General features: G+C 72.6%; 22 protein-coding genes and 1 pseudogene. 6 read left to right on the top strand and 17 right to left on the bottom strand.

The window, feature by feature from the left end; translation table 11 throughout:
• Positions 1–32: 32 nt before the first annotated feature.
• The 10 genes from rfaE2 to ACSNOH_RS03910 all read right to left on the bottom strand — a co-directional run bounded on the left by rfaE2 (position 33) and on the right by ACSNOH_RS03910 (position 11617).
• Complete coding sequence (gene rfaE2, locus ACSNOH_RS03955; protein ID WP_436719799.1) at positions 33–1478, bottom strand: D-glycero-beta-D-manno-heptose 1-phosphate adenylyltransferase; 1446 nt, start codon at positions 1476–1478, stop codon at positions 33–35.
• A 45-nt stretch (positions 1479–1523) separates the two neighbouring features.
• Positions 1524–2129: a D-sedoheptulose-7-phosphate isomerase gene (locus ACSNOH_RS03950; protein WP_436719756.1), complete on the bottom strand. Its 606-nt coding sequence runs from the start codon at positions 2127–2129 to the stop codon at positions 1524–1526.
• The gene (locus ACSNOH_RS03945) at positions 2126–3346 is read right to left on the bottom strand and encodes a glycosyltransferase (RefSeq protein WP_436719755.1); all 1221 of its coding nucleotides are present in this window, start codon (positions 3344–3346) and stop codon (positions 2126–2128) included. The genes ACSNOH_RS03950 and ACSNOH_RS03945 overlap by 4 nt, the downstream gene beginning before the upstream one ends.
• The gene (locus tag ACSNOH_RS03940) at positions 3343–4305 is read right to left on the bottom strand and encodes a glycosyltransferase (RefSeq protein ID WP_436719754.1); all 963 of its coding nucleotides are present in this window, start codon (positions 4303–4305) and stop codon (positions 3343–3345) included. The genes ACSNOH_RS03945 and ACSNOH_RS03940 overlap by 4 nt, the downstream gene beginning before the upstream one ends.
• A 5-nt stretch (positions 4306–4310) precedes the next feature.
• Complete coding sequence (locus tag ACSNOH_RS03935; protein WP_436719753.1) at positions 4311–5381, bottom strand: glycosyltransferase family 9 protein; 1071 nt, start codon at positions 5379–5381, stop codon at positions 4311–4313.
• Positions 5378–5998: a D-glycero-alpha-D-manno-heptose-1,7-bisphosphate 7-phosphatase gene (locus ACSNOH_RS03930; RefSeq protein ID WP_436719752.1), complete on the bottom strand. Its 621-nt coding sequence runs from the start codon at positions 5996–5998 to the stop codon at positions 5378–5380. The genes ACSNOH_RS03935 and ACSNOH_RS03930 overlap by 4 nt, the downstream gene beginning before the upstream one ends.
• Positions 5995–7053 carry a glycosyltransferase family 2 protein gene (locus ACSNOH_RS03925; RefSeq protein ID WP_436719751.1) on the bottom strand — a complete coding sequence of 353 codons (1059 nt, stop codon included), beginning with the start codon at positions 7051–7053 and terminating at the stop codon, positions 5995–5997. The genes ACSNOH_RS03930 and ACSNOH_RS03925 overlap by 4 nt, the downstream gene beginning before the upstream one ends.
• A complete protein-coding gene (locus ACSNOH_RS03920; RefSeq protein WP_436719750.1) occupies positions 7050–8702 on the bottom strand; it encodes a carbamoyltransferase family protein in 1653 nt (550 codons plus the stop codon). Before ACSNOH_RS03920 ends, ACSNOH_RS03925 begins: the two co-directional genes overlap by 4 nt.
• Positions 8703–8771: 69 nt before the next feature.
• Positions 8772–9731, bottom strand: a complete 960-nt coding sequence (locus ACSNOH_RS03915) for a UDP-glucuronic acid decarboxylase family protein (protein ID WP_436719749.1) — start codon at positions 9729–9731, stop codon at positions 8772–8774.
• Between the two features lie 422 nt (positions 9732–10153).
• Complete coding sequence (locus ACSNOH_RS03910; protein WP_436719748.1) at positions 10154–11617, bottom strand: aminotransferase class I/II-fold pyridoxal phosphate-dependent enzyme; 1464 nt, start codon at positions 11615–11617, stop codon at positions 10154–10156.
• A gap of 402 nt (positions 11618–12019) precedes the next feature.
• Between ACSNOH_RS03910 and ACSNOH_RS03905 the strand changes: the two genes are divergently transcribed.
• On the top strand, positions 12020–12739 hold the full coding sequence (locus ACSNOH_RS03905; protein WP_436719747.1) for an HAD family hydrolase: 720 nt from the start codon (positions 12020–12022) through the stop codon (positions 12737–12739).
• 15 nt (positions 12740–12754) lie between these two features.
• Here the strand turns inward: ACSNOH_RS03905 and ACSNOH_RS03900 are convergent, their stop codons facing one another.
• From ACSNOH_RS03900 to ACSNOH_RS03890, 3 genes are all read right to left on the bottom strand, one after another.
• Complete coding sequence (locus ACSNOH_RS03900) at positions 12755–12979, bottom strand: DUF6458 family protein (RefSeq protein ID WP_436719746.1); 225 nt, start codon at positions 12977–12979, stop codon at positions 12755–12757.
• A gap of 166 nt (positions 12980–13145) precedes the next feature.
• The gene (locus ACSNOH_RS03895; protein WP_436719745.1) at positions 13146–13301 is read right to left on the bottom strand and encodes a DUF6131 family protein; all 156 of its coding nucleotides are present in this window, start codon (positions 13299–13301) and stop codon (positions 13146–13148) included.
• 216 nt (positions 13302–13517) lie between these two features.
• Positions 13518–13700, bottom strand: a complete 183-nt coding sequence (locus tag ACSNOH_RS03890; RefSeq protein WP_436719744.1) for a CsbD family protein — start codon at positions 13698–13700, stop codon at positions 13518–13520.
• 422 nt (positions 13701–14122) lie between these two features.
• Between ACSNOH_RS03890 and ACSNOH_RS03885 the strand changes: the two genes are divergently transcribed.
• Positions 14123–15160: an outer membrane protein assembly factor BamB family protein gene (locus tag ACSNOH_RS03885; RefSeq protein WP_436719743.1), complete on the top strand. Its 1038-nt coding sequence runs from the start codon at positions 14123–14125 to the stop codon at positions 15158–15160.
• 29 nt (positions 15161–15189) lie between these two features.
• Here ACSNOH_RS03885 and thpR read toward each other — a convergent pair.
• Positions 15190–15761 (bottom strand): annotated as a pseudogene (gene thpR / locus ACSNOH_RS03880) (RNA 2',3'-cyclic phosphodiesterase).
• A gap of 117 nt (positions 15762–15878) precedes the next feature.
• On the opposite strand from thpR, the gene ACSNOH_RS03875 reads away from it, so the two are divergent.
• Complete coding sequence (locus tag ACSNOH_RS03875) at positions 15879–16262, top strand: hypothetical protein (protein WP_436719742.1); 384 nt, start codon at positions 15879–15881, stop codon at positions 16260–16262.
• A gap of 229 nt (positions 16263–16491) precedes the next feature.
• Here ACSNOH_RS03875 and ACSNOH_RS03870 read toward each other — a convergent pair whose 3' ends face one another.
• Positions 16492–17772, bottom strand: coding sequence for a phosphatase PAP2 family protein (locus ACSNOH_RS03870; RefSeq protein WP_436719741.1), 1281 nt, complete (start codon positions 17770–17772; stop codon positions 16492–16494).
• A 726-nt stretch (positions 17773–18498) separates the two neighbouring features.
• Between ACSNOH_RS03870 and ACSNOH_RS03865 the strand changes: the two genes are divergently transcribed.
• Both ACSNOH_RS03865 and ACSNOH_RS03860 read left to right on the top strand, forming a co-directional pair.
• Positions 18499–19104 carry a dihydrofolate reductase family protein gene (locus ACSNOH_RS03865; protein ID WP_436719740.1) on the top strand — a complete coding sequence of 202 codons (606 nt, stop codon included), beginning with the start codon at positions 18499–18501 and terminating at the stop codon, positions 19102–19104.
• 138 nt (positions 19105–19242) lie between these two features.
• Entirely contained in the window at positions 19243–19530 is a 288-nt protein-coding gene (locus tag ACSNOH_RS03860; RefSeq protein ID WP_436719739.1) for an antibiotic biosynthesis monooxygenase, read from the top strand.
• 554 nt (positions 19531–20084) lie between these two features.
• Here the strand turns inward: ACSNOH_RS03860 and ACSNOH_RS03855 are convergent.
• Positions 20085–20699 (bottom strand): hypothetical protein, encoded by a 615-nt coding sequence (locus ACSNOH_RS03855; protein WP_436719738.1) that lies wholly within the window; start codon positions 20697–20699, stop codon positions 20085–20087.
• 170 nt (positions 20700–20869) lie between these two features.
• Here ACSNOH_RS03855 and ACSNOH_RS03850 point away from each other — a divergent pair, with 170 nt between their 5' ends.
• Positions 20870–21298, top strand: coding sequence for a contact-dependent growth inhibition system immunity protein (locus ACSNOH_RS03850; RefSeq protein WP_436719737.1), 429 nt, complete (start codon positions 20870–20872; stop codon positions 21296–21298).
• Positions 21299–21379: 81 nt separating this feature from the next.
• On the opposite strand, the gene ACSNOH_RS03845 is transcribed toward ACSNOH_RS03850, so the two are convergent.
• A complete protein-coding gene (locus ACSNOH_RS03845) occupies positions 21380–22165 on the bottom strand; it encodes an inositol monophosphatase family protein (protein ID WP_436719736.1) in 786 nt (261 codons plus the stop codon).
• Positions 22166–22209: the final 44 nt, after the last annotated feature.

The following is a 22209-nucleotide window of genomic DNA, read 5'->3' as shown; positions in this document are numbered from 1 at the left end:
CGGTAGGAGCTCCGGCTCCTCCGCCGGGGCTGTCACCGCGGCTCCGTCCCCGGGACCGGTCGTCCGCGGCGCTCGTGCGCGGCGGCCGCGCGCGTGGCGAGCAGGGTGCTCGACCGCCCGTCGACGTACGGCAGGAGGACGGCCTGCCCGCCCCAGGAGGCGAGTTGCGCGGCCTCGGGCATCTGCTCCACCGAGTAGTCCCCGCCCTTGACCCACACGTGCGGGCGCAGCCGGGCGACCAGCCGCTCCGGGGTGTCCTCGTCGAAGGCCACGACCGCGTCCACGCACTGCAGGGCCCGCAGCACCCGGATGCGGTCCGGGAGCGGGTTGATGGGGCGGGCGGGGCCCTTGCGGCGGCGTACCGAGGCGTCCGAGTTGAGGCAGACGATCAGGCAGTCGCCGATGCCCCGGGCCTGCTGGAGCATGCTGACGTGCCCGGCGTGCAGCAGGTCGAAGCAGCCGCCCGCCGCGACGACCGTGCCCCCGGCCGCCCGGACCCGGTGGGCCAGCCGGACGCCGTCGTCGGGCTCCTCGCCCGCGGCCCCGGTCTCCGGGCCGGCGGGCTCGTCGGGGACGCGCTCCCGGACGGCGGTGCGGGCGCCGCCCTCGGCGACGTAGCGGGTGGCCGCCGCCACCGCGCCCTGCACGGCCTCGGCCGGCAGCGCGCCGTCGCCCAGCAGCCCGGCCGCCGTTGCCGCGAAGCAGTCTCCCGCTCCGCACGCGTCGCCGTCGTGCCGGGTGGCCGCCGGCACGAGCAGGGGGCTGTCGCCGTGGGAGAGGAGCGCGCCCCGCGCGCCGAGGGTGACGGCCACTCCGGCGGCCTGCCAGCGCCCGACCAGCTGTTCGGCCATGCGGGCCACCGTGAGCAGGTCCTCGCCGCCGGTGTCGTCGGCGGCCTCTTCCAGGCCCAGGAACCGGCGGGCCTCCTCGCCGGTCGGGGTCACCAGGCGGGCTCCCGGTACGGGCGGGCCGCCGCGGGGGTGGGGGTCCCACACCAGGGTGGCGCGCACGGCCCGGCTGGCGAGCGCGTCGCGCATCGCGTCGGCCGTGCCCCGGGCGTAGTCCGCGACGAGCAGGGCCGGGGCCTGTGCCACGGCCCGGCACGCCGCGTCGGTCGCGTCGGCGGCCCGGCCGGTGCCGCGGTCCAGCCGGACCACGGGCCGCCGGCCGGCCATGACGCGCGTCTTCTCGGACAGGCCGCCGTCGAGGGGCAGCTCCACCAGCGTCACGACGGGCTCCAGCAGCTCGCGCACCTGCCGGCTCGCCGGGTCCGTGCCCAGCGCGGTGACCAGGGTGACCGGGCGTCCGCCGCGGGCGGCCAGGCAGGCGGCCAGCGCCGCGCCACCGGGCCGGAGGTGTTCGGAGCAGCCGTCGAGGACCGGGACGGGGGCGTCCGGTGCGAGCCGCTCGGCCGTGCCCACGAGGTCACGGTCGAGGAGGGTGTCCCCGACGACCACCAGGGGAGTGGTTCCGCTCATGTCGTCCATGGGCCGCCGGCCCCTTTCTCGTTCGGGCTTCTTGCCTCAACCCGGTTGCACGCCGAGTTCCGTGTCGAAGGCGCCGCACATCAAGTGCACCGCCACCAGGTGCAGTTCCTGGACGGTCGCGGTCGTGGCCGCCTCGACGCACAGCGTCTCGTCGCTGACTGCGGCCAGGGGGTTGGGCGCGGGTCCGGTCAGCGCCCACACGTGGGCGGCCGACTCGTGCCCGGCAGCGGCGGCGGACAGCAGGTTGGGGCTGGCGCCGCTCGTCGACAGCAGGATCAGGACGTCGCCGGGGCGGGCGTGCGCCCGCACCTGGCGCGCGAACAGCTCGTCCGCGCCGTAGTCGTTGACGATCGCGGTGCAGCTGGAGGTGTCCGCGTGCAGGGCGATGGCGGAGAACGGTGCCCGGTCCGCGCGGTAGCGGCCGACGAGCTCGGCCGTGAGGTGCTGGGCCTGGGCGGCGCTGCCGCCGTTGCCCGCCGCGAGCAGCCGGCCGCCGGCCGGCAGGGTCGCGGCGAGCCGGGCGCCCCAGCGCTCGGCGGTGTGCACGTGCTCGGCGCGGAACCGCTCCAGCGCGGCGAGGAGGCGGCCGCAGTGGTCGCCGTGCGCGGCGCCGGCGGGCCGGGACGTACGGGTGGTGGTCATCGGGCACCTCCGGAGGGCAGGGACGCGGGGGCGGCGACGCGGTCGTAGACCTCCTCCGCGCCCCGGGCCACGTGATCCCAGGTGAACCGGTTCAGCACGCGCGCCCGCCCGGCTCTGCCGAAGGACGCGAGGCGCTGCGGAGCACCGAGGAGGCCGCGCACCGCCTGCGCGAGGTGCTCGGGGCTGCCCGGCTCGACCAGCAGGCCCGTCTCGCCGTGGGCGACGGTGTCGCGGTGCCCGCCCACGTCCGTGGCGATCACCGGCACGCCGCAGGCCATGGCTTCGAGCGGCACGATCCCGAACGGCTCGTAGACCGGCGTGCACAGGACCACGTCGGCGCTGCGGATCAGCGAGGGCATCTCTTCGTGCGGCACGCAGCCCAGCAGCACCAGCCGGTCCGCGACGCCGAGGCGCCCGGCCAGCTCCCGCAGCCTCACCGCTTCGGGGTCCGTCTGCAGAGCGGCGCCGGGAGGGCCGCCCGCCACCAGCAGTTCCGTGCCGGGGATGTCCGCGAGGGCGCGGAGCGCGAGGTCGAAGCCCTTGCGGGCGACGAGCCTGCCGATGGCGAGGAGACGGTGCCGCTCCCGGCGCTCCGGGGCGGGCGCGAGGGGCCCGTGCGGGGTGAAGTGGCCGGTGTCCACGCCGCACGGCACGACGGAGCAGCGGTGCCCGGGTATGCCCATGGCCCGCAGCTCCCGCACCTCGTCCGAGCAGGTCGCCAGGATCCTGGCACAGGACATGCCGATCCGCCGTTCGACGTCGGGGCGCCCGGCCGGGCTGGTGTCCGCGGCACCCTGGTGGCGGCGCTTGACCGTGCCCAGCGCGTGGTACGTCTGGACGACCGGCACCGTCAGGTGGGTGGTGGCCAGCAGCGCGGCGAGGCCGGACATCCAGAAGTGGGCGTGCACCACTTCTGGCGGCTCCTGCTCCCAGGCCTCGGCGAGGCGGGCGCCGAAGCAGGGCATGTGCTCGAACAGGTCGTCCTTGGCGAGCGCGCGGGCGGGACCGGCCCGTACGTGCTCGACCACGGCGCCCGACGGCAGCGGCACCCGGTCGGGCAGGGCTTCGCTGTCCCTGCGCGTGTAGACGGTCACCTCGTGCCCCCGGCCGGCCAGCCGGTCCGCCAGGCGCGCGACGTACACGTTCTGGCCTCCCGCGTCGGGTCCGCCGAGGGCGGCGAGCGGGCTCGCGTGCTCCGACACCATGACGATCTTCATCGGGTCACCTCCTTGAGCAGCCGGTCCCAGTCGTCCAGGAACCGGGGCAGGCCGTACCGGGCGAGCGCCGCCGCGCGGGCCGCACGGCCGGTCTCCCGGGCCGCCCCAGGATCGGCGAGGAAGCCGCGCAGGGCGTCGCACAGGACGTCCGGGCGGTTGGAGACCACCCCCGCCCCCGGCGGGACGGCCTCGGCCACCTCGGTGGTCGCCAGGGCCACGACCGGCATGCCCAGGTGCATGGCCTCCAGGAGCGACAGGCCCAGCGACGTCCACCGCACGGGGTGGAGGTAGACCCGGCGCTCGGCCAGTGCGCGGTGCAGCGCCGCCTGCGGCAGGTCCTGCGCCCGGCACCGCTCGCGCGGAAGCCCGAGACGCTCGGCGACGCGCTCGGTGCGCATGCCGAAGACGTCCAGGGGAGCCGCCTCGCAGAAGCGGCCGAGCAGGTCGGTGCCGGTTGTCCGGCCGCGTCGCAGGGGCTCGTTGACCACCACGGCGGCCCGCTCCAGCGTGCCCGTCCACAGCGGCCCGGGGTCGACGATGCCGTGCTCGATCACCGTGGTGGGGGTCGTGCCGCAGTCCCAGAACAGCCGGTTGAAATGGGTGACGTGCACGATCGTCAGATCGGGCCGGTCGGCCGCCGGATGCCGCGTGTCGGGTACGGGGCCGCCCGGCGCGTTGTGCTCCAGGTAGACGGTGGGCACATCCCGTCCGGGGCGCCGGCCGAGCCACTGCCGGGCGAGCTCGAATTCCCGCGGGCGCTGGAGGACCAGCACGTCGGCGCCGGCGTCGCGCAGCTGCTCCGGGGGCACTTCGACGACGGAGCCGGGCCAGTCGAAGGTGACGGCGCGGCCCAGCCCGTCGGGCCCCCGGTCCGGGGTGACCGGCACCAGGTAGGTGTGCTGGCCCTGGACGAACGCCGTCGTCCACGAGCCGTGCACGTGCCACAGCAAGATCCTCACGGCGATCACTCCGTCCGTTCGGCGGTCCCCGCCCCGTGCGGGCCGGGTTCGAGGCCGGGCGCGCGTCCCGCGAGCTTCTCCACGGCGGCCAGGACGTCCTCCGGGGAGACCTCGTTCAGGCACGGGTGCCCGGCGACGGGGCAGACCCGGGCGCGGCTGCCCGCGCACGGCGCCCCCTGGTCCCCGAGGAGCACGTGCGGAACCCCGAAGGGCGCCCACCGCTCGGCGGGCACCACGGGCGCGAAGAGGGACACCACCGGGGTGCCCACGGCGGCGGCCAGGTGGGCGGGGCCGGTGTTGCCGGCCACCACCACGGCCGCCCGGGCGAGCACACCGGCGAGCGCGGCGGGCGTGGTGCGGCCGCCCAGGTCGAGGGCGGCACCGTTGGCGACGAACGCCGTCAGGTCCCGTTCGCCGGGGCCGCCGGTCACCACCGTCCGGTAGCCGGCCCGCAGCAGCAGCCGCACGGTCGCGGCGAGCCGCTCGCGCCCCCAGCGGCGCGCCGGCACGGCCGCACCGGGGTGCACGACCACATAGCCGTCCTCCACGCAGCCGTCCTCACCGGCCGGGCAGCCGTCCGCGGGCGGCCTGCGGACGGCGAGCCGCCCGTCGTCGCCCTCCGGCAAGGGGAAACCCGCCGCCTCGGCGAGGTCGAGCGCGGCTTCCGCCTCGTGCCGGTGCGGCCGCCGGTGGTGCCGGACGTCCAGCAGCGCTCCCGGGTAGTCCTCGCAGTCCGCCGCCAGGCGCCGCACACCGGCCATGCGCAGCAGCAACGCCAGCGGCAGCGGGCTCTGGTGGTACGACGTCAGGATCAGGGCCTCGTCCGGCGGGTCCTGGCCGATGCGGGCGACGATCCGGGCCACGTCCGGCGCGTCCACCGGCGGCGGGTCGAAACCCACCCAGGGCGCGTCCCAGACGATCACCTCGTCCACCCCCGGCAGCATGCGCGCCGCGGGGGCACCGAGCGGGCCGCACAGCAGCGTCGTGTGCTCGGCGCGGGCGGCGACCGCCCGCACCGCCGGCCCGGCGAGCAGCACGTCACCGAAGCTGTCCATCCGCGCGACCATGGCTCTCACCGCGGGCCACCCCCTCGCGCCCGCACCGCCGGGCCGGGCAGTGCCAAGGGCCCGGGCACGGCCCCGTCGAGCACCATGCGCACCGCGGCCGTCAGGTCCGGGGCCGAGCGCGGTGCGCGGGCCACCTCGCCGGGCAGCGTGACCGGTGTGGGTACGAGCACTCCCGCCGCGCCCGCGGCGGCCGCCGCCTCCATGTCGCTGCCGATGTCCCCGATCACCACGCACCGTGCCGGTGCGACGCCCAGGGCCCGGGCGGCCGACAGGATCAGCCCGGGGGCCGGCTTGCGGCAGGCACAGCCGGCGTCCGGGTGGTGCGGGCAGATCCGCCACACGTCGAAGGGACCGAGCAAGGCGTCCACCCGTGCGTTGACCCGCCGCACCTGACCGGAGGCCAGCAGCCCCCGGCCGACGCCCGACTGATTGGTGACCACCGCCGTCCGCACGCCCCGCCTGCGCAGCAGCGCCAGGGCCCGGGCGGCGCCCGGCAGCGGCACGACCCGGGCGGGGTCGCCGTTGTAGGGCACGTCCTCGATCAGCGTGCCGTCCCGGTCGAACAGCACGGCCGAAGGGAGCGGGGAGGGGGCCCGCAGCCCTGCGCCCCGCGGACGGCCGCTCATGGCGTGGGCTCCTTCCGTGCCGCTCGCCCGGGCAGCACCGGCACCGGCGGAGCGCTTCGGCCGGGCAGGGGCTGCGCGCCGCGGTGGCGCACGGTGCCCCGCAGCCGGTGCCAGACCGCGGCCGGGGGGATGGCGACGCTCGTGGCCACCATGGCCGCGACCTCCTGCGGGGTCCGCGGGCCGGGAGCGATCCGGGCCCACGCGAACTCGGCGGTGCCCAGGGCCCAGGCGAGCCCGGCCACCGCACCGGCGAGCGGGCGGCGGGCCAGGGCGAACACCGCCGCGGCGGCCCCGGCGGCGGTGACGGCCGCGTGCCGCCGCAGCCGCCCGCGCGGTGCCTCCGCCCGCTCCCACCAGGTGCGGCCGTGCAGCCGCACCATCAAGGCGTCGTCGGCGTTGCCGGCCTGCCGGCGCAGCGACGCCCAGGCGCCGGAGGGGCGCACCGGGTGCCGGGTGACGCGTCCTCCCCTCTCCAGCCGCCACCCCGCGGCCATGACCCGCAGGGCCAGCTCGGCGTCCTCCCGGAAGGCCCGCGGGAACCGCTCGTCGAAGCCGCCCACGGAGTCGAGCAGACAGGTGCGGTAGGCCATGTCGGCCGTCGCCCAGCGGGCCCCGGCCAGCCCGGCGGTGGCGCGCTCCCAGTCCGTCGGCCGCCGCCCGGCGGGCAGCGGCACGTCGAGGACGCCCTGCACCCCGCCCGTCCCCGGCGCCGCACGCTGCAGGTCGCGGCACACCTCCGTGCGCCACGCGGGCGTCACGCGCACGTCGTCGTCGAGGAAGACCACCCAGGGCGCGGTCACCGCCGCCCAGCCCCTGTTGCGGGCCGCGGCCGGCCCCTTCCCTGCGCCGGACAGCAGCGTGGCGACCCGGCGCAGGTCGCCGAGCGCCTCCAGCGACAGCGGCGGCCGCCCGTGCCGGGGCCCCGGGCGGTCGTGCACGACCACCACCTCGCGCGGCGCCGGGCCCACGGAGCGGGCCAGCGCGGCCAGGCAGTCGTCCAGGCAGGGGCGCCCGAGGGTGGGAATGACCACCGCGTAGTCCACGGGAGTGCTCACGCCGCCTCCCCCGTCCCGCAGAACCGGCTCCGCCGCACCGCGTACGGGCCGATCGCCAGCAGGTCCACCGGTGCCGAGCCGAAGCACTCCAGGGCGTCCCGCGGATCGTCGACCATCGGCCGGCCCGCCGTGTTGAGGCTGGTGTTGACGACCACGGGAAGCCCCGTCCGCCGCTCGAACGCGTCCAGCATCCGGGCCACCAGCGGCTCGCGCGCCGGGTCGACCGTCTGGATCCGCGCGGTGCCGTCGACGTGCACGACCGCCGGGATCCGGTCCCGCCACGGCTGCTTCACCCCGTGGACGAAGAGCATGTACGGGCTCGGCAGCGGCCCCTGGAAGATCTCCGCGGCCCGGTCCGCCGCGACCATCGGCGCCACCGGCCGGAACTCCTCGCGGCCCTTGACGTGGTTCAGCCGTTCCAGATTGGCCACGTGACCGGGGTGGGCGAGCAGCGACCGGTGCCCCAGCGCCCGGGGCCCGTACTCACTGCGCCCCTGGAACCAGGCCACGATGCCGTCGCGCGCCAGCTCCTCGGCCACCGCCTCAGCGATGTCGCGAGGCCGCTCGTACGGCACGCGCGCCCGCTCCAGCCAGCCCCTCAGCTCCTCGTCCGACCACTCCCGGCCCAGGTCCGCGCCCTCCATCGGATCCGGCAACCGCCCCTCGGACGCCTCCAGTTGCAGCGCGCCGCCGAGTGCGGTGCCGGCGTCACCGGCCGCGGGCTGCACCCACACCCGGCGGAAGGGGCCCTCCTCGGCGATCCGCGAATTGGCCACGCAGTTGAGCGCCACCCCGCCCGCCATGGCCAGCGCCTGAGCACCCGTCCGGCCGTGCAGCCAGCGCACCAGGTCGAGGAGCACCTCCTCCAGGCACGTCTGGGTGCTCGCCGCCAGGTCGGCGTGGTCCTGCGTCCACTCCTGCCCCGGGGCCCGCGGCTCGGTCAGCGCCGCCCACGGCACCGCGTGCGCGGCGAAACCACCGTCCCCCGTCGCGTACATGTGGGCCCGCATCTCCGTCAGGAACCGGGGCTTGCCGTAGGCCGCCAGCGCCATCACCTTGTACTCGTCGCTGCTGCGCAGGAAGCCCAGGTGCTCGGTCAGGCCCTCGTAGACCAGCCCCAGCGAGGACGGCAGGTCCTGCGCGGCCAGCACCTCCAGATGACCGCCCCGGTACACCCCCGCCAGGTGCGAGGCGCACTCGCCGCGCCCGTCCAGCACCAGGACGGCGCTGTCGCGGTCCGGCGCGGCGAGCCCCGCGGAGGCGGCGTGCGCGACGTGATGGGGAACGAAACGCACCTGCTCCGGGTCCAGACCCGGCAGCGCCTCCGCCAGGAACTGCGGCGCCTCCCTGGCGTACGTCTGGCGCAGGCTGTCCCACGGGTCGTCGAGCTCCATCGACTCCGCCGGGCGGGCGAGGGCGGGGTCGTAGGAGTAGGTGACCGCGTCGAGATCCGCCGGGCGCAGCCCGGCCCGGTCCAGACACCACTTCGCGGACTGGACCGGCAGCTCCCAGGCAGCGAACGGGACCGGCCGCTTGCCGTGCTTGCGCCGCGAGAACCGCTCCTCCTCCGCCGCGGCGACGATTCTCCCGTCGGCGACCAGAGCGGCCGCGGGGTCGTGGAAGAGGGCGTTGATTCCGAGGATGCGCATGGCTTGCTCCGTCTCCGGGCGGGGGCCTGATCAGGGCACGGCAGGGGGCACGTTCGGATCGCGGCGCGGCTAGGGCAGGGTGGAGCGGGCGAACCACTCGACGGTCCGCTTGAGCCCTTCCTCGCAGCCCACGCGCGGCTGCCAGCCCAGCAGCCGGCGGGCCGTCGTCGTGTCGGGGCGGCGCTTTCCGGGGTCGTCCACCGGGCGGTCCACGAAGCGGATGGTGGACGCGGAGCCGGTCAGGCCGATGATGCGCTCGGCGAGTTCGAGCACCGACTTCTCGTCGGAGCCGCCGATGTTGACCGGGCCCGGGTGACCGCTCGCGGCGAGGGCCAGGATGCCGTCGACCGTGTCGTCGACGTAGGTGAGACAGCGGGTCTGGCTGCCGTCCCCGGCGACCGTCACCGGCTCGCCCGCGAGGGCCTGCCGGATGAACGTCGGCACGGCCCGGCCGTCCTCGGCCCGCATCCGGGGGCCGTAGGTGTTGAAGATGCGGACGATCGCCGTGTCCGCGCCGTGCGTGCGCCGGTACGCGCTCACCAGCGCCTCGGCGTAGCGCTTGGACTCGTCGTAGACGCTGCGCGGCCCGATCGGGTTGACGTTGCCCCAGTACTGCTCGCGCTGAGGGTGTTCCAGCGGGTCGCCGTACACCTCCGAGGTGGAGGCGAGCAGGAAGCGGGCGCCGTCGCGCAGGGCCAGGTCCAGCGCCGTGCGCGTGCCGTCGCTGCCCGCTTCCAGCGTCTCGATGGGCAGCCGCAGGTAGTCGGCGGGGGAGGCGGGGCACGCCAGGTCGAGCACCAGGTCGACCGGCCCGGGGACGGAGCCGAGACTGCCGGGCCGGGTGACGTCCGCCTCCGCGAAGTGGAAGCGGGGATCCGCCTCCAGGTGACGGAAGTTGGCCGCGGATCCGGTCGACAGGTTGTCGACGCAGTGCACTTCGGTGCCTTCGGCCAGGAGCCGCTCGCAGATGTGGGAACCGATGAAGCCGGCCCCGCCGGTCACCAGTGCGCGATTCCAGTCCCTGCCCATGACGAGCCTCCTTCGCATGCGCGCGGCCGCCGACAGCCCGTCGTACGGGACGGGAAGGGAAAGAAAAAGCGGAGGGAATCCGTCGGCAACGCGTGTCTTCAGTTCGGCCGCCCCTCGTCCCTGACGTGGTCCGTGGCCCGGGTCCGTGATGCGGCCCGTGGCGCGGGGAGGACGGCTCGGCTTCCGTTGCTGCTCGGGAGCTGCTCGCGGGTCCGGAAGGCGACGCCCGGTCTGCGCAGCGTGAACGACTCCTAGAAGCGTCGCACAGAGCGACGAACTACTCCACTCGGGAGCCGCCGGGGGTGCGCCTGCCGGACGGGAGGGGCCGCGGCGCCCCTGACCGAGGCCGCCGCGGCTGCCCTTGCTGCTCGCTGCTGCTCATTTCTGCTCGCTGCTGCTCGTTGCCGCTCGTGGCTGCTCGTTCAGGAGACGACGACCTTCACGCTGGTCACCTCCGGGTCGGCGGCGTCCGGGACGACCATGCCCGCCTCCACCCCGGTGCGCAGGTAGCGCAGCACCTCCGTGCCGAGCCGCTCGCCCGGCACGACAGCGGGGATGCCGGGCGGGTAGGGAGTCAGCATCTCGGCGGCGATACGGCCCGCCGCCTCGTCCCACGGCACCTGCTCGGAACTGCCGAAGAACGCGTCCCGGGGCAGCATCACCTGCTCCAGCCGCAGTTCCGGCGGATCGGGCACCTCCACGCTCCGGGCCGGGCGCAGCGCCGCGGCGTTCTCCACCAGGTCGCGCAGGGCGTCGAGCAGGATCCGCGCCGTCTGCTCGTCGTCGGCATGCGTGAGTTGGGCGCTGATCCGCCGGTGATCGGACACGTGGAGGTTCACCCGGTGCCGCTCCCGCAGCCAGTCGGCGGCCCGGTACCCGGTCGTGCCCAGGGCGGACAGATCGACGATGACCTGAAGGGGGTCCAGGTCAGCCGCGCGGCCGGGCCCGCAGAAGTCGGCGCGCCCGTGGACGTGCAGGCCCTCCAGCTCCTCGATGCGCCCGCGTACCGTCTCCGCCAGGCCGAGGGCGCGGTCGTACAGCTTCCGGCCGTCCAGGACCATCTGGCGGCGCCATCCGTCGAGGGCCGCGTAGACGAGCACGGAGGGACTCGTGGTGCCGAGCAGGCCCGCGCACGAGCTCAGCTTCTCCGCCTGGAGCCGGTCGCCCTGGAGGTGGAAGACCGAGCTCTGCTCCAGGCCGGACCCCATCTTGTGCACGGACGTGACGCACACGTCGGCGCCGGCGTCCATGGCCCACGTGGGCAGGTCCGGGTGGAACGGCAGGTGCGCGCCCCACGCCTCGTCCACGATCAGGGGCTTGTCCAGCCGGTGACAGACCTCGGCGACCCCCGAGAGGTCCGCGCAGGTGCCGTACGGGGTGGGGCTGGTGATCAACGCTCCCTTGGCATCGGGGTGCCGGTCGAAGGCCTCGGCGAAGGCACGGGCGGACGGCGGGTGCGCCAGGTGCAGGCCGGCGTCCCACTGCGGGTCCACCCACACGGGACGCACACCGGAGAGGATCAGCCCCGACACCACCGACTTGTGGGCGTCCCGGCCGATCAGCAGCTCTTCGTGGGGCCCGGCGACCGCCAGCATGGCGGCCTTGACCGACAGGGAACTGCCGCAGGTGGAGAAGAACGTGTGCTCGGCACCGACGGCATCCGCCATCAGTTCCTCGGCGCGCTCCAGCACGCGCTGCGAGCTCTTGCGGTCGTCCAGGCCGCTGGTGGCCAGGACGTCCCCCGTGAAGACCGCGTCCCCCAGGACCTCCAGGACCTGGGGGTCGGTGCCCCGGGCCTGCTTGTGACCCGGGGGAGTGAAGGGAGTCTGTCCTTGGGCGTGGTAGGCGGCGAGTGCTTCCAGTACGGGCGCGCACGTGTGGTCCATGGAAGAACTCCTTGCCCCCGTTCGGGAGAGACAGACGTGGCGGAACCGGTGTGCGGGTGGGACGGTGCCGGCGCCTCCAGCAGGGGGCCCGGCGCCTCCAGCCCACGCCGTCCCCTGCCCGTCCGCAACCGGAGGCGGAACGGCGGGCGGAACCGCAGGCCACCGGACCGGAGGTGGTCCGGGCGGCGTCGCGTGGAAGGCCCCCAGCGCTCCGGGGCCCGGCGATGCGCCTCGCGGCGCGCCTCGCGACGCGCCCGATCGGAGTATGCATGGCGGGCGCCGGTGCCGGGCAGATGCCAGCGTGGCTGACGAGGACGGCCAGGGCCGTAGCCGGTGAGGCCGGCCGCGCCGGCAGCCGCTCCGCCCGATCAGCCACCGGCGACCGACCACGAGGCGGCAACCATGACCGCGTACGACGACATGACCAGCGCCGCGGACTCCCCGCACCCTCGCGCGGCGGTCTTCGACGTGGACGGCACGCTCGTGGACACCAACTACCTGCACGCGGTCTGCTGGTGGGAAGCCTTCCACCAGGCGGGCCACCGCGTCGCCATGACGGACATCCACCACACCGTCGGCATGGGCTCGGGCCGGCTCCTGGACCGGCTGCTCGGCGAGGACCGGGACCACGACGGCGACGAGTCGCTCAACGCCGCGCACAAAACCCTCTACGCCACCTGGTTCGACCGCCTCCCGGTGCTCGACGGAGCGGCCGCGCTGCTGCGCGCCCTCGCGGACCGGGACTGGCGGGTCGTCCTGGCCACCTCCGCGCAGGGCTCCGAACTCGCCGCGCTGCGGCGCGCGATCGGGGCCGACGACGCGATTCTCGGAGCCACCAGCGCGGATGACGTGGAGGCGAGCAAGCCCGCCCCCGATCCGGTGGAGCAGGCGCTCGAAGAGGCCGGAGTGCCCCCGGAACGAGCCCTGTTCGTCGGGGACACCGTCTGGGACGTCAAAGCGGCGCGCGAGGCCGGCGTCGGCTGCATCGCGCTGCTGTCCGGGGGAATCGGCCGTGCCGAGCTGGAGGAGGCGGGGGCCGTCGCCGTCTACCGCGACCCCGCCGCGCTCCTGGCGGGTCTGGACGACAGCCCGTTCGCCCGCATGGAGCGCGCGGGGAGCTGACCGCCTCCCGCGGCGTCAGCTGGTGAAGCGGTGGTCCTCCTCGACGACGGGAGCGGCCGGAGGCGGCGGCTGCGTGTGCCTGCGTTTGAACACGCTGACGTACGCGACCGTGCCGATGAACCCGACCACCATCAGGATCAGGCCGACAAGAGTGAGGTTCATGCCTTCCACGTGCCAGTCCACGGCGAAGCTGAGGATCGCACCCACGGCTATCAGACCGATGCACCATCCCATGCCCATGGTTGATACCTCCATCCGTTTGACTCAGGGGCGCGTACCCCCGGCCGGGAGGGTCAACCATCGGGCCTCGCTCGCAGGGCCTGCCGCTGCCGTGACCTACCGGTAGTGGCGCCTGCGGGCCTGCCAGTGGCGGTACCGGCGGGTCTGCCAGTGGTGGTCGGCGGGCCTACCAGTAGTGGCGCCGGCCGCCCACGGCGTGCCCGGCGGCTCCCAGGAGCCACAGGATGAGACCGATGACGACCAGAATGATGCCGATCGTCCACAAGATATGGATTCCCACGAGGAATCCGATGATGAGGAGTATGAGACCAAGGATGATCATGACGATCTCCTGGGGTTCCGTTTTGCTGGTGTCGTCGGACCAGGACGCTTGAGCCTTCAAGATCTACGACGCGCAAGCGGCTAAGGCCCACATATCAGGATATCGCCGGCGCCCGAGGCCGGAAAGACGGGGCAGCGCCGCCCCGGAGCAGCACTGCCGCTCATCACTGTTCGCCACGTTTCCCGGCGCTTCCCGGCTGCTCGCCACTCTTCCCGGCTACTCGCCGTGCTTCCTTCTGTGTTTCCTGACCTTGGCGACCGACTCCCTCGCCTTGGCTTCCAGCTTCTCGATGTGCCCCTGGGCCTCCCGCTTCGGATTGCCCGTGAGGCGCCCGGCGGTCTCCTTCACAGCGCCCTTGACCTGCTTGGCCTTGTCCGTCGCCTTGCCCATGATCGTCATCTCCTGCGGGACGGGAGTGCTCGTGCGAGACGGGAGTGCTCGTGCCTCCAGCTCACTCCCCGCACTCCGCCGGTGCAACCGGTGGTGCGTGCGAGTCCCGGCACCGACGCCCACGGGGCCGGTTCTTCTGCCACCCTCTGGTGTGCATGAAGCTCGTGCGATCTACGACCGGGCGCAATGCCGTACGGTGCCCCCTGGGTTCGGCATCGGTCGTCTTCCTCCGTTTGGTATCGGTTGTCCTGGCCACTCTGTTCGCCGTGGCCGGGTGCGGTGGTGGACATCCGCCCGGCGGCAGCAGGGCAGCCGGTACAGCCGGTACAGCCGGTCAGAAGGTGCCGCCCGAAGCCTTTCCACAGGGTCCCACGGCGAGGTTTCAGGGCGACTGGCCTTCTCCGGGCGCCGAGCACGATGCCGCCGGCGTCGTGGCGCTGGGCGCACGCCTCGCCTACGCCTACGACCGGGACGACGTCGGCATCACCGCGTTCCGGCTGGACAACGGTGACGTCGCCTGGCACACCACCGTTCCGGACGGCAGCTCCGTCGCACAGGCGCCCCGCCTCTCGGGCACCATGGTGATCGGCGCCTTCGCCACCACGGCGAGCGGAGCAGGAACGTACGCCGATCGGCACGGCATCAGCGTCGTCGCCCTGGAGGCCGGCACCGGCAGGACCCTCTGGACGCGGAAGATCGAGAACTCTTCGCCTGACAGCGTCCCGGACGACGCCGCGGGCGCCCTCGCCGAACCCCATGTGGTCGGGGCGGACGCCCGGCACGTCCTCGTAGCCTCGTACGAGCAGGGTTTTTCGCAGACGCCGCCGCTGTCCGTCCTGCTCGACACGCGCACGGGCCGGGTCATCTGGACCGACACCGGCTTCAAGGGAGTGGACCTGGAGGAGTCGGTGGCCGTCGGTGTCCGCGACGACGGCGACTTGGCGGGAAAGTCGGTCGCCGACGGCAGGCAGCAGTGGAGGCGGGACCTTCGGCTCGGCGAGATCACGGCAACGGACCCCGGCCCGGGGCTGACCCTCGCCGACGGGACCGCCGCGGGCACCAGCCTCCTCATCGACGCCACGACGGGCGCGACCCGTCTGGACACCGGTGACACTTCCCTGCTCGACTGCCACTACGACGGACGGGACACGACCGTCTGCGCGGCAGCCGACGGATCCGGCAACGCCGCCGTATGGGCACTCGACATCCGCACCACGGACGTCCTGTGGCGTCTGCCCGACGCGCCGGCGCACCGTATCGCCCCCCGGATCACCTCGGCACGGCACGGAGTCGTCTACGCCCAAGCCGGTCAGGCCATGACCCTGGACGCTCGTACCGGCAGGGACCTGCGCACGAACACCGGCCCCGTCTCGCCCACGATGGTGGGCGACGGCTACGGCCTGGTCTACGACGACTCGGCCCGGACGATCGACGTGTACCGCGTCGCCGGCGGATCCGGCCCGGACTGAGCCGGACCGAGCCGGACTGAGCCGACTGCTCAGGGGGCGCGCCGGGTGCCCAGGGGCCAGGCCGCCACGGTCTCGTACCGGGGGCGGTGGTCGGCAACCCCGCCCAGGTGGCTGCGCACCAGTTCCACGCGCTCGACGCGCCACCGGCGGCCGCGGAACCCGGCCAGTTCCTCAGCGTACGGGCGCAGGTTCACGTGCCCGGCGACGCGGGCGAGGGTGAGGTGGGGGCGGAAGGGGCGTGCGCATGGACGACGCCCGCCTGCCGGGCCGCGGCGGCGGTGGAGCGGGCCAGACCACCCAGCGTCTCCAGCGAGCCGGTCGCCCCGACCCACAGGATCCGGTCGCCGAACCGGCCGCCGCCTGCGAACCGCAGCTCGTGTGCGGGATGCCGGTGAGCGGCGCGAGCGAGACGCTCGTCCAGCCCGGGGAGCAGGCCGTCGTCGACCTCGCCGAGGAAGGCCAGGGTGAAGTGCCAGGTGGCAGGGTCGGTCCAGCGCAACCGCCCGCGCCGCTCGGGAAGGGCGGCGCGGAGCTGTGCCACTTCGGCCGCCAGCTCGTCGACGGCGGCCTGGGGAGGGAGCACTGCGGCGAACAGTCGCATGAGGGTGAGTGTGACGAGATCGGGTGGCGATGTCGTGCAGGGTGGGCCGGGTGCCGGGGTGGCGCGGCGCCGGGTGACCGGGCGTGACAAGCGGACCGAGCAGTCGTTGATCGAACCATGACTGCTCTTAGGAAGATCATTACGGCTGTTTCGGCAACCGCTGCGGCAGCTGCCGTCGTCTTCGCTGCCGGGCCGCCCGCGGCCGCCGCCGGAAAGTGGTGCAACCACTCCGTCTGCATCGAGACGTACGACACGGGGACCTATCTGGGCCGGGTCGAGGTGTCGGTCGTCAACACCAATCAGCCCCACACGATCAGCGCACGGGTGTGGACCACGAACGGCTGGAGCGCCAGGACGAAGACGGAGAACGTCGCCGCGTTCCGGACCTACCGCGATCAGGCCTACCCCCAGCGCCACTTTCCGGCGGGCACCAGGCTGTGCGCGGAAGGCTTCCGCGGCGGGCAGAGCGTCGGCCTTCCCTGCGTGACGCTCACGGGCTGAGTGCTCGGCGGCGGACGACCGGGGTGGGGCGGGCCCCAGGAGCCGCGGTCGTCCGCACGGATGGGACGGAATGGGATGGGGTGGGATGGGGGGATGGGATCGCCGGTCTTCGGCGACCATGCGAAAGGTCCCCGGCAACGTCGAGCCGGGGACCTTTCGCATGTGTTCCCCCGTACGCGGGGGTCGGTCCGCCGGGCGCATTTTCGGCGCCCGGCGAGACAAAGCAGATTCACACCAGTTCGGGCTGTGTCTGCGGTTTCCGGGGTGACGGGATCCCCGGCGCCTGCGTATCCCACTGTCCGGTGGTCCGTATGTAGCCGTAGATCACCGAGGCCATCGCCAGAATGAGAAGCGGTCCGAAGACCCAAGGATTCTCGGCCATCTCCATCGGCAGATAGCGGTACGACACCAAGTACGCGGCGAAGACGACTGTGCCGTAAGCGACCAGTACGGTTCCCGACCGGTCCCAGCCGCGTTCGAGCGAGCGCAGTGCTGTTTCGATCGTCAGCGTGAACACGACGCCGGCGATGATGTCCGTGCCGTAGTGGTAGCCGAATCCGAGTGTCGCGCCGAGCGTGGTGATAAGCCAGAACGCGCCGAAGAACCGCAGAATTCTCGGGCCCTTGCGGGAATGGATGAAGATGGCGGTAGCCCACGCGGTGTGCAGGCTGGGCATGCAGTTGCGCGGGGTGGAATCGTCGAACAGCATGTGGTGCGGCGTGCTGATCGGCGTCGCCGTGTGCGGCCAGAGGTCGGCGACCGCCCAGTGGTCACCGTCGGCTCCGTAGGCGAAGATCGGTCCGACCACGGGGAAGATCATGTAGATGCCGGGCCCGAGCAGACCGATGACCAGGAAGGTACGCACCAGGTGATGGCTCGGGAAACGGCGCTCGACCGCCACATGACGCAACTGGTACAGCGAGACGATGACCGCGGCCACCGCGAGCTGAATGTAGACGTAGTCGAGAATGTGGTCGCCGATCGGGCCGGTGGCCTTCACGAACCGGCCCACCAGCCATGACGGGTTGCCCAGCGCGTGATCCGCAACCGCCACGTACTGGTCGAGCACCGTCGGCCGCGTTTTCGACGTGATGAGCAGCCAGGTGTCACCGGTTTTGCGGCCGGCGACCAGCAGCAGGCCCAGCCCGACGCCCTTCAGCAGCAGAAGCCGTTCCCGGCCGGTGCGGCGAGTGAGGGCGATGACCGCATAGCCCAAGGTCACCCACAATGCACCGTTGCCGAACATCATCTTGGCGTCGACTGCCCACCGCACCAGAAAGAACACGACGTCGAGGCCGACCGCGACACCGGCCGCGATAAACCGTTCCCGCCAGGTGAGCACGACCATCATCAACGCCATACCGGCGTACAGCAGCGGCCCCGACTTGGGCGCGAATATCACCTCTCGAACCTGATTGGTGATCGGCCCCCGCATGCCGTAATGACGCGCAGCGACCTCCAGAACGATGAGGAATCCGAGGGCCACTACGGTCACTGCCGCCCACAGCATCACCCGTGGTCGGCGCCAGGCGGTGGATGTGATTCTGTTGTTTATTCTCGAAAACACCCGTGATGATATAGATATCAATTGTTTGGCCGATACGTTGTTTAAGTTGAATAGGTCAATTGGTGCTGGGCGGTGCAGTTTTCCGGCGAAGAGCGGGCGACCATGCTGATCGTCGTAAGTTCGCACATGCTATCGGAGTGGTGCGGGTCTGGTTTAGGCGGTCAAGGGCGATGCGAGGGACAGCCGATCCTTCGCACGGACGTCCGGCGTCCGGGGGCGGAGGCTGTCAGGGCGATCTTCGGCAGTCCCCGCACGAGGGGGGCCGACGCCGCTGCCGCGGAACCGGATGCGTCTGGAGGTGGCGGACAGCGCGAGGGCGGCCATTGCCCGCCCCGCCGAAGGGTCGTGCCGCCTGCTCGGACGCCACCGGGAGCCGGGCGTACGTCTGACCGGTGGCCTCGCCGAGCGGATCCCCGATGCGCACTCATGCCGCCTTCCTCTCACGCCTCCCGCCGGAGGGTACGCGCCGGGAGCGCCGCGATCAGCCCGGCGCGGTTCGGCCGGCCTTCGCGCTGAGCTCTCTGCGGTCCGGCAACCACGCCGACGCCGCGCGGAACGCAGGAGTTCGCCGTTACGGCCGCAGACTGGAACTGCGCCGCGGAAGTCCGCGGATGGGCTTCCGGCGGGCGCACGGTCTACCCATCGACGAAGGACCGAAGGGAGTACACGGTGCGAAAGATCATTGTTTGCACGTTCCTGACGCTCGACGGTGTCATGCAGGCGCCGGGCGGCCCGGACGAGGACGCTGAGAGCGGATTCCAGCACGGCGGCTGGCAGAAGCCGGTGTCCGACGACGAGGTCGGCACGGCCATCGCCGGCTGGTACGAGCACTGCGACGCGATGCTGCTCGGCCGCAAGACGTACGAGATCTTCGCGTCGTACTGGCCGACCGCCGATCCCGGCAACCCGTTCACCGATCGGATAAACGGCATGCACAAGTACGTGGCGTCCCGGACCCTGACATCTGTCGAGTGGCAGAACTCCACACTGCTGGAGGGCGACACTGTCGGTGCCGTACGCAAGCTGAAGGCGTCCGACGGCGGCGACATCAACGTCGTCGGCAGTGGCAACCTCGCTCAGACCCTCATGCGGCACGGCCTCGTCGACGAGTACCGGCTGACCATCCATCCGGTGATCATCGGCACGGGCAAGCGGCTGTTCGCCGACGGAGCGATCCCCACTGCGCTGGAGCCGGTCAGCGTCTCGACGACGAAGGGCGGAACCGTCATCGGCGTCTACCGGCCGAACGGTCAGCCCAGCTACGACAGCTACTGATGTCTGTGCCGCCTGCGGCCGACGCCCGCAGGCGCCCATCTGTGGCTCACCTCACCCCGTGAGACCCGTTGTACGGAGCCGTATAACGCGTCTAGCCTCGCGTTGTACGGCACCGTATAACCCAGGAGGGGACACCTCATGTCATTCGGCTTCGTTGCTTTCCACTACCCCGCTCCCGAGCACGTCGAGGAGTTCGTTCGCGAGTGCCATCAGGTCGCCGAGGCGATGCGGCGGCAGCCGGGCTTCGAGTCCGTCGGGGTCTGGGTCACCCCGGGTGGCGACGCTGTCGTCACCACCGGCGCATTCGAGTCCGAGGAGGCATTCGCGGCGACGGCCGACCTCGCCCGCGAGATGGGCGCGACGCCCGACGGCCTGAGCGACCTGGAGATCAGGCCCCGCGAGGTCCACTTCCTTGTGTCGCGCTAGGAAAGCCGACCAGAACCAGCACGTGCCTTCGCCGCACTCCGCTCAGGCCGCGGCGAGGGCAACCGTGCCGTGAAAGGCCCATGCCATTCTTCGTACGGCGCTGCGTCGATGGTCGGCTCGACTTCGTTCCTGCGGGCGTACCACGCCACGGTGACGGCCCAGGACCGGGAGCGGCCGCGGGCCGTCACCCGACTGCCCAGGTGTCGCTGAGAATGGCCGGTGGCTGGCAGCCACACAGGAGCGAATGAGCCTGCAAGAGTGCGGTTGTGGGGAGCGGGAGCACAATGCCCCCAGACCAGCACTGCATCCTGAGCCCGAGGACGCCCCCACAGCCGAGGACGTCCTGCGACAGCACCTGTACTGGCTCTACCGGCACCATGCCGTGGCCGTGGCCGTGGCCTATGCGCGCACCTGACGAGGACTATGTACCCGACGCGCGCACCGTCTTCCGCCCGCCCGGCACCTGAATCGACCGCCGACTCGCGACTACTGGCAGAGAAACGCGCCCACCAAGTCACGAGCTACGCAGGCCAGGCCACGTGTCTGCCCGGGCCCTACTCCGACTCGGACGGCCCGCCGTCTGCCGACTTGGACTCGGGCCGGCCCACCGCCCCGTCCTGCTGCTGCGTCAGGACGTAGGTGACCGAACGCCCCTGCTTGCCGCGTTGCACCTTGCCACGCGCGACGAGTGCTTCCAGCGTGTTCCGCACGACAGCACCCTGCACCGTACGCGCCGGATGGGCAGCGCTCACGCCGTTGGTGATCTCAGCGACGGACTGCGGCCCTTGCTGCCCGGCCAGATACGACAGCAGGATCTCACCCCACGTGGCTTCCCCCCGGCCGGCCTTCTTCGTTGCGCGGCGATCGGCCCGTGCACGCGCGGGCGGCTGCGACGTACGTGGCCGGGGAACCTTCGCGCCCGCCTTCCGGCTGGTCTCCGGCTCGTCGGCGGAGTCGGCCGGCGACGGCTGCGTCGCTGCGGCCGGCTCACCGGTGAGAGTGGTTCGCAACTTCAGTAGTTGCCGATGGTCGGCTTCCAGTGTCTCCAGACGCTTCTGCAACGCCGAGATCTCCGTGCGTACCTGCTCCCGCTCCTGGGCCACACGCTCGATGTCCGCGGTGACCCGGGCCGTGTACTGGTCCGTGAGGGACGTGGCAATGTCAGGCATGAGGCTGTCCTCGCTCCGGTTGCCGTGTGTGACCCGCGATGTTACCCATGTCAGCGGCCAATCGTCACTGCACCCGTAAACGTCAGTGACAGAACGAAGGGCAGCCACAGGCGGAGATCCGGATACGGTTGAGCCATCGCACCCCTCTTCACCAGGGCGAGAATGAAGCCATGGACAAACTGCTGCACCTCGACCGCACCCTCGACGAGTTGGACCCGCCTCGCTGGACAGCACCGGCTCAGGACGCTACTCACCTGGTCCGTACGGTGCATGAGCTGCGGCGCGTGCCGCTGAAAGAACTCCGTCCGGCTGATCTGCGCACACTCATAGCCCAGCAGGTGGCCCTGCCCTACGTCCTTCCGCTCGCGGTGCGCTTGCTGACCGAAGAGCCGCTGCTGGACGCTTACTTCTACGAGGGTGACCTGCTGGTTGCAGCGGTCGAAGCGCCTTCCTCTGCCTGGTCCGTACTGCCGGACCTCGGAGAGCGACTGTGCAGTGTTATCGAGAGTCTGCCGGAGTCGGCAGTTGCCGGCCTTCCCAGTGGCGCAGCCGAGGCTCTGGCCCGCTTCGTTGCGCGGACCAGGCAATCGTCAAGCTGACCGAACGGCGGACCCGGTGATGAGAATTCACCGGGCATCGTGAGCCGGACCGGTGGCTGTGGCGATGTCGTGGGGCCCCTCCTACACCATCGACATCAACAGCCGGTGGGTCCCGGCATCGGCGGCCACGACAAGCCCGCGCCCTCCCCGCCCGGCCGGAGCACCGTCGATCCCGGTGACCACGCAGCCGGCGGCCCGGCACAGAGCGATGCCGGCAGCAAAGTGCACGCTGCGGGACAGGTCTCCGCCGTCGGTGACGTAGGCGGCGCGCCTCCCGGAAGCCACCCAGGCCAACGCGAGCGTCGTGGAGACGACCCGAGGCCGGAACCGCTCGGCGAACTCAGGGTGTGCGAGAAGGTCCACCGCCCGGAAGCCGGGCGCGCTCGGGAACGGCGGATCCAGGTTGACGTCCACCAGCCGGCTTGCGGAGGCAGGCGCCAGCTGCGTATCGGCCTCGTCCTGCCGTACCCAGGCGGTCTCACCGTCGGTGAAGAAGACCTCACCGCTGAACGGGTCGGCCACCGCTGCCGCTCCGCCGCGCAGCGCCACGTTGACGGCGACCAACATGTTGCCGACGGCGTAGTTCAGAGTGCCGCACAAGGGATCCACCAACCACTGGCGCGCAGCGCCCCGGCTACCCTGCTGCCCGCCCTCCTCGCCGAGAACCGAGTCATGCGGCCGAGCAGAGCGGATGACGCCGAGTATCGCCTTCTCGGCCTCCACGTCGGCGGCCGTGGCGAAGTCCCCCGCCCCTTTGTCGATACGGGCGAGCCGCTGACCGTACCTGGCCCGCACCACGTCCGCACCGGCACGCGCCGCAGCTATGGCAACCTCGGTATCGTCCAAGCCTGCACAAGAGTTGATCACGTTGTGCAGCGTAGCCCGAGAACATCCGTGCCCGCCCTCACCTT

It is taken from the genome of Streptomyces sp. URMC 127 (genome assembly GCF_051386535.1).
GTDB lineage: Bacteria > Actinomycetota > Actinomycetes > Streptomycetales > Streptomycetaceae > Streptomyces.
This window is presented reverse-complemented; position numbering and strand designations above follow the sequence as displayed.

Coding starts and splice junctions, on each gene's coding strand:
- rfaE2 (WP_436719799.1), bottom strand. CDS start 1,478: ATGAGCGGAACCACTCCCCTGGTGGTCGTCGGGGACACCCTCCTCGAC.
- ACSNOH_RS03950 (WP_436719756.1), bottom strand. CDS start 2,129: ATGACCACCACCCGTACGTCCCGGCCCGCCGGCGCCGCGCACGGCGAC.
- ACSNOH_RS03945 (WP_436719755.1), bottom strand. CDS start 3,346: ATGAAGATCGTCATGGTGTCGGAGCACGCGAGCCCGCTCGCCGCCCTC.
- ACSNOH_RS03930 (WP_436719752.1), bottom strand. CDS start 5,998: ATGAGCGGCCGTCCGCGGGGCGCAGGGCTGCGGGCCCCCTCCCCGCTC.
- ACSNOH_RS03920 (WP_436719750.1), bottom strand. CDS start 8,702: ATGCGCATCCTCGGAATCAACGCCCTCTTCCACGACCCCGCGGCCGCT.
- ACSNOH_RS03915 (WP_436719749.1), bottom strand. CDS start 9,731: ATGGGCAGGGACTGGAATCGCGCACTGGTGACCGGCGGGGCCGGCTTC.
- ACSNOH_RS03910 (WP_436719748.1), bottom strand. CDS start 11,617: ATGGACCACACGTGCGCGCCCGTACTGGAAGCACTCGCCGCCTACCAC.
- ACSNOH_RS03905 (WP_436719747.1), top strand. CDS start 12,020: ATGACCGCGTACGACGACATGACCAGCGCCGCGGACTCCCCGCACCCT.
- ACSNOH_RS03900 (WP_436719746.1), bottom strand. CDS start 12,979: ATGGGCATGGGATGGTGCATCGGTCTGATAGCCGTGGGTGCGATCCTC.
- ACSNOH_RS03895 (WP_436719745.1), bottom strand. CDS start 13,301: ATGATCATCCTTGGTCTCATACTCCTCATCATCGGATTCCTCGTGGGA.
- ACSNOH_RS03890 (WP_436719744.1), bottom strand. CDS start 13,700: ATGACGATCATGGGCAAGGCGACGGACAAGGCCAAGCAGGTCAAGGGC.
- ACSNOH_RS03875 (WP_436719742.1), top strand. CDS start 15,879: ATGACTGCTCTTAGGAAGATCATTACGGCTGTTTCGGCAACCGCTGCG.
- ACSNOH_RS03870 (WP_436719741.1), bottom strand. CDS start 17,772: ATGCTGTGGGCGGCAGTGACCGTAGTGGCCCTCGGATTCCTCATCGTT.
- ACSNOH_RS03860 (WP_436719739.1), top strand. CDS start 19,243: ATGTCATTCGGCTTCGTTGCTTTCCACTACCCCGCTCCCGAGCACGTC.
- ACSNOH_RS03855 (WP_436719738.1), bottom strand. CDS start 20,699: ATGCCTGACATTGCCACGTCCCTCACGGACCAGTACACGGCCCGGGTC.
- ACSNOH_RS03850 (WP_436719737.1), top strand. CDS start 20,870: ATGGACAAACTGCTGCACCTCGACCGCACCCTCGACGAGTTGGACCCG.